We start from the raw sequence: 4,233 nt of genomic DNA on the forward strand, positions 1-4,233 counted from the left end.
CGCCGAACCGAGGCGCTGCGCACCGAAGTTGACGAGCTGGGCACCGATCGCGACGACGAGGCCGCTGAGCACGGCGAGGTCGCGGCCCTTGCGGCTGGTGAGCAGCCGGATGTTGGCGGCGGCGACAGCCCGGGCCAGGGCGACGCAGGTCAGGACGGCGAGGGGGACGGCGACGACGGCGACGGCCGTGGCGGCCGGCCCGTGCGCGACGGCGTAGCCCGCGCCGAGCGCCAGGCAGAGCGTGAAGAGCGGTCCGATGCCGACGAGCGAGGACACGAGCAGGCCCCGGACCAGGGGGTCGGGGCGCAGCGGCAGCATCACGAGGCGGGTCGGGTCGAGGGTCTCGTCGCCGCTGGGGAAGAAGAGCGGGAGCACGGCCCAGCCGAGCGCGAGCAGGGTGGTGAGGACGACGCCGACGGTGGCGGCGTGGGCGTTGCCGTGCAGGAGGACCAGGCCGAGCAGTTGGAGCGCCGCGATCAGGAGGACCACGGCCACCGAGGCGATGTAGGCGACGCGCCGCCCGGCGGACTGGCGCAGGCCGTTGCGCAGCAGCGTCAGTTTGAGGCGTACGAGAACCGGGGTGACGGAGGCGGCGGGGGTGAGGCGGGTCGGGGTCATCGTCCGCCGCCCAGCCAGTCGAGGGAGCCGCCGCCGTCCCGTCCGTTCGCCCCGACCAGTTCCAGGAACGCCTGCTGCAGCGACGCCGCGTCGCCCTTCACCTCGGCCAGCGGGCCCTGCGCGCGGATGCGGCCCGCTGCCATCACCGCGACCCAGTCGCACAGCGATTCCACCAGTTCCATGACGTGCGAGGAGAAGACGACCGTGGCGCCCGAGCGGGTGTAGCGCTCCAGGACGCCCCTGATGGTCTGCGCGGACACCGGGTCGACGCCTTCGAACGGCTCGTCCAGGAACAGGACTTCGGGATTGTGCAGCAGGGCCGCGGCGAGGCCGATCTTCTTGCGCATGCCGGTCGAGTAGTCGACGACCAGTTTGTGCTGGGCGGAGGAGAGGTCGAGCACGTCCAGGAGCTGGGCGGCGCGCTCGTCGACCTCCGCACCGGGCAGGCCGCGCAACCTGCCCGTGTACGCGAGGAGTTCGCGGCCCGAGAGGCGCTCGAAGAGGCGTAGTCCCTCGGGCAGGACGCCGATGCGGGCCTTGACCTCGGCCGGGTCGGCCCAGACGTCGTGGCCGACCACGTGCACGGTGCCGCGATCGGGGCGGAGCAGACCGGTGACCATGGAGAGGGTGGTGGTCTTGCCCGCCCCGTTCGGGCCGACGAGGCCGATGAACTTGCCCGCGGGCAGGGTGAGTTCGATGCCGGCCACCGCGGTCTGCTGCCCGAAGGACTTCCAGAGGTCGTGTACGCGTACGGCTGCTGTCTCGTCGATCGAGGTCAACTGGGCTCGCCCCTTCGTCGGTCCGTGGGCGGCACCCTACGTCGGCCCGGGCCCGCGCCCCAGGAGGCGCTACGGGCGGCGGCCCTCGCGCCCGCAGGCGTAGGCCAGCGGCGAGATCAGTTCCTCGGCGTCGGGCAGCCAGCGGTTCGCGGCGGTGGGACGGCAGGCCCACTGGACGGCGCCCTGGCTGCCGAAGCGGGTGGGCGGCGCGGCCACGTAGCCGCCCTCGCCGAGCGTGACGAGGTCGAGGGAGGCCGGGGGCCAGCCCAGCTTGCGGACGAGGTCGGGGACCTTCAGGGTCGCGCCGGGCAGCACGAAGAACTGCATGCGGCGGTCGGGGGTGCAGGTGACGGGGCCGAGCGTGAGCTCCATGCGCTCCATGCGGGCGAGCGCGAGGAACCCGGCGGTCTCCGGCACGTCGATCGCATCGAAGGTGCGGCCGGTGGGGAGGAGGATCGACGACGTGGGCTGCTTCGACCACACGCGGCGGGCCACGGTCGCGCTGCCGGTCGCCTGCGTCGCCCAGTCGGGGCGCGCGGGGTGGGCGCCGGGTGCCGCGCACCGGCGCTCGCCGCACGAGCAGCGCTGGACGCCCTCGTCGAACTCCAGCCAGGTGCCGGGGAACACGTCCCAGTGCCGCTCTTCCGCGTAGCGCACGGCCGTGTCGAGGAGGGATTCGCCGCGCTGCTGGGGGATCTGTCCGGCAGCGGTGAGCGGCGAGGTGACGTCCGAGGTGCCTGCGATGGTCTCTTCCACGACGTTCTCAACTCCCGCCACCATCAGGGGTTACGGGCGCACGCGCGCGGGGGATCGGAGCACGGTTCCCGCACGTGGGGCGCATGGGTGCATGGGCGGGGGCGCGCACGGGCAGCGGCAGCGGGGCGCGGGTAGCCACCTCTGTGGACGAGGGGGACGGGCGGGGGCGGGATACCGGACATGTATTCCGTACCCGTTTGTGTTGCATCTTCCTTTTGTCTGCAGGGCATTGATCCCATCGACCACCCGGACGGGCACAGCAGGGGGTACGCCATGGCCGCACGGCCACTCGTCGCGCGACAGCCCAACGAACGGTTGCAGGCGCTCATCCAGGAAGCGGGCTGCTCGAACGCAGGGCTCGCACGCCGGGTCAACATGTGCGGAGCGGAGCACGGACTCGATCTGCGCTACGACAAGACGTCGGTGGCGCGCTGGCTGCGCGGGCAGCAGCCGCGCGGCCGGGCACCCGGGATCATCGCCGAGGCGCTCGGCCGCAAGCTCGGCCGCACCGTGACGATCGACGAGATCGGCATGGCCAACGGCAAGAACCTGGCGTCCGGCGTCGGGCTGCAGTTCTCGCCGACCGTGCTCGGCGCCATCGAGCAGGTGTGTGAGCTGTGGCGCAGCGACGTGGGGCGCAGGGACTTCCTGTCCGGGTCCTCCGTCGCGTCGTCGGCGCTCGTCGAGCCCAGCCGCGACTGGCTGATCTCCGTGCCGGACTCGCAGGTCGGACGGACCGCGGGGCCGCGGGTGGGCCCCTCGGACGTGGCGGCGGTGCGGGCGATGACGGACGCGCTGAAGCAACTGGACCACCAGTACGGCAGCGGGCACGTGCGCCCGGTGGTCGTGCACTACCTGAACAGCGTGGTGAGCGGGCTGCTCGCCGGTTCGTACCGGGAGGCGGTGGGGCGCGAACTGTTCGCCGCCGTCGCCCGGTTGACGGAGCTCGCCGGATACATGGCGGTCGACACCGGGCAGCCGGGCCTCGCCCAGCGCTACTACATCCAGGCGCTGCGCCTCGCCCAGGCCGCCGGGGACCGCGGCTACGGCGGGTACGTACTGGCCGCGTCCATGAGCCACTTGGCGGCGCAGCTCGGCAATCCGCGGGAGATCGCGCAGTTGGCGCGTGCGGCGCAGGAGGGTTCGCGCGGACGCGTGACGCCGCGTGCGGAGGCGATGTTCCACGCCGCCGAGGCGCGCGGTCACGCCCTTCTCGGCGACGCCCGCTCCGCGCAGGCCGCCTCCGGCAAGGCGGTGCTCGCGATGGAGCGGGCCGAGGGGCGGGCCGAGTCCGGTGACGACCCGGTCTGGATCAGCCATTTCGACCCCGCGTACCTGGCCGACGAACTGGCGCACTGCCACCGCGACTTGGGGCAGGCGAGGGACGCGGCGCGCTGTGCGCAGGAGTCGCTCGACGGACATCCGCAGTCGCGGGCCCGGCGCCGCGCGATCGGTCTGGTGCTCCTTGCCACCGCGCAGGTGCAGCAGCGCGAGGTGGAGCAGGCCTGCCACACGGGATACCGGGCCGTGGAGCTGCTCGGCACGCTGCGGTCCAACCGGGGCGCGGAGTATCTGGAGGACTTCAGGGAGCGGCTCGAACCGTTCCGGGAGGAGCCTGTGGTGCGGGAGTTCGGGGCGCGGGTGGAGTTGCAGGCCGCGTAGAACGGGCCCCTCGCGTTAACAGCGCCCGGGCGGCTTGTTTTGTTACTCCCGTCACGGGGGAGGCTCCCCGGATTTGAGGTGCGTAGCAAGCGCGTGCGAGGACCCGGTAGCGTGAGCCGACGGTTCCGAAGGTCCCCCCATTCGTAGGAGTCCCGGTGACGCAGCAGAGCGGACAGGGAGAAGATCCGCACCTCCCGGCGGCACGGCAGGCGCGCGAGGGCGTCGTGCTGCCCGCCGACGGCGGAGAGCCCCTGTTGCCGGGTACGTTCGGCGACCAGGCAGGACCCGCGGGCGCCGGCCCGTGGGGCCAGCCGTGGGGCCCCGAGTCCCAGCAGGCACAGGCCGCGGGGCCGATGCCGACGTACGAGTGGGGCCGGCCGGCCGCTGTCCCGCAGCAGCCGCAGCCCCAGGCGCTGCC

The 4,233-nt window shown here is 73.1% G+C and carries 3 protein-coding genes and 2 pseudogenes; 2 read left to right on the forward strand and 3 right to left on the reverse strand.

Translation table 11 applies throughout. From position 1 onward, the window contains the following. The 3 genes and pseudogenes from G3I40_RS15030 to G3I40_RS15040 all read right to left on the reverse strand — a co-directional run. A pseudogene (locus G3I40_RS15030) lies at positions 1 to 618 on the reverse strand (transporter); the annotation flags it as partial. Further along, positions 615 to 1,388, reverse strand: coding sequence for an ABC transporter ATP-binding protein (locus G3I40_RS15035; RefSeq protein WP_164302679.1), 774 nt, complete (start codon positions 1,386 to 1,388; stop codon positions 615 to 617). The gene G3I40_RS15035 and the pseudogene G3I40_RS15030, both read right to left, overlap by 4 nt. A gap of 78 nt (positions 1,389 to 1,466) precedes the next feature. Continuing rightward, positions 1,467 to 2,153 carry a bifunctional DNA primase/polymerase gene (locus G3I40_RS15040; protein ID WP_164302677.1) on the reverse strand — a complete coding sequence of 229 codons (687 nt, stop codon included), beginning with the start codon at positions 2,151 to 2,153 and terminating at the stop codon, positions 1,467 to 1,469. Positions 2,154 to 2,426: 273 nt separating this feature from the next. Here G3I40_RS15040 and G3I40_RS15045 point away from each other — a divergent pair, with 273 nt between their 5' ends. Together G3I40_RS15045 and G3I40_RS15050 are read left to right on the forward strand one after the other, a co-directional pair. After that, positions 2,427 to 3,815 (forward strand): transcriptional regulator, encoded by a 1,389-nt coding sequence (locus G3I40_RS15045; protein ID WP_164302678.1) that lies wholly within the window; start codon positions 2,427 to 2,429, stop codon positions 3,813 to 3,815. 155 nt (positions 3,816 to 3,970) lie between these two features. Then, a pseudogene (locus G3I40_RS15050) lies at positions 3,971 to 4,233 on the forward strand (hypothetical protein); the annotation flags it as partial.

Source organism: Streptomyces sp. SID14478, assembly GCF_010548525.1.
Lineage (GTDB): Bacteria > Actinomycetota > Actinomycetes > Streptomycetales > Streptomycetaceae > Streptomyces.

Coding starts and splice junctions, on each gene's coding strand:
- G3I40_RS15045 (WP_164302678.1), top strand. CDS start 2,427: ATGGCCGCACGGCCACTCGTCGCGCGACAGCCCAACGAACGGTTGCAG.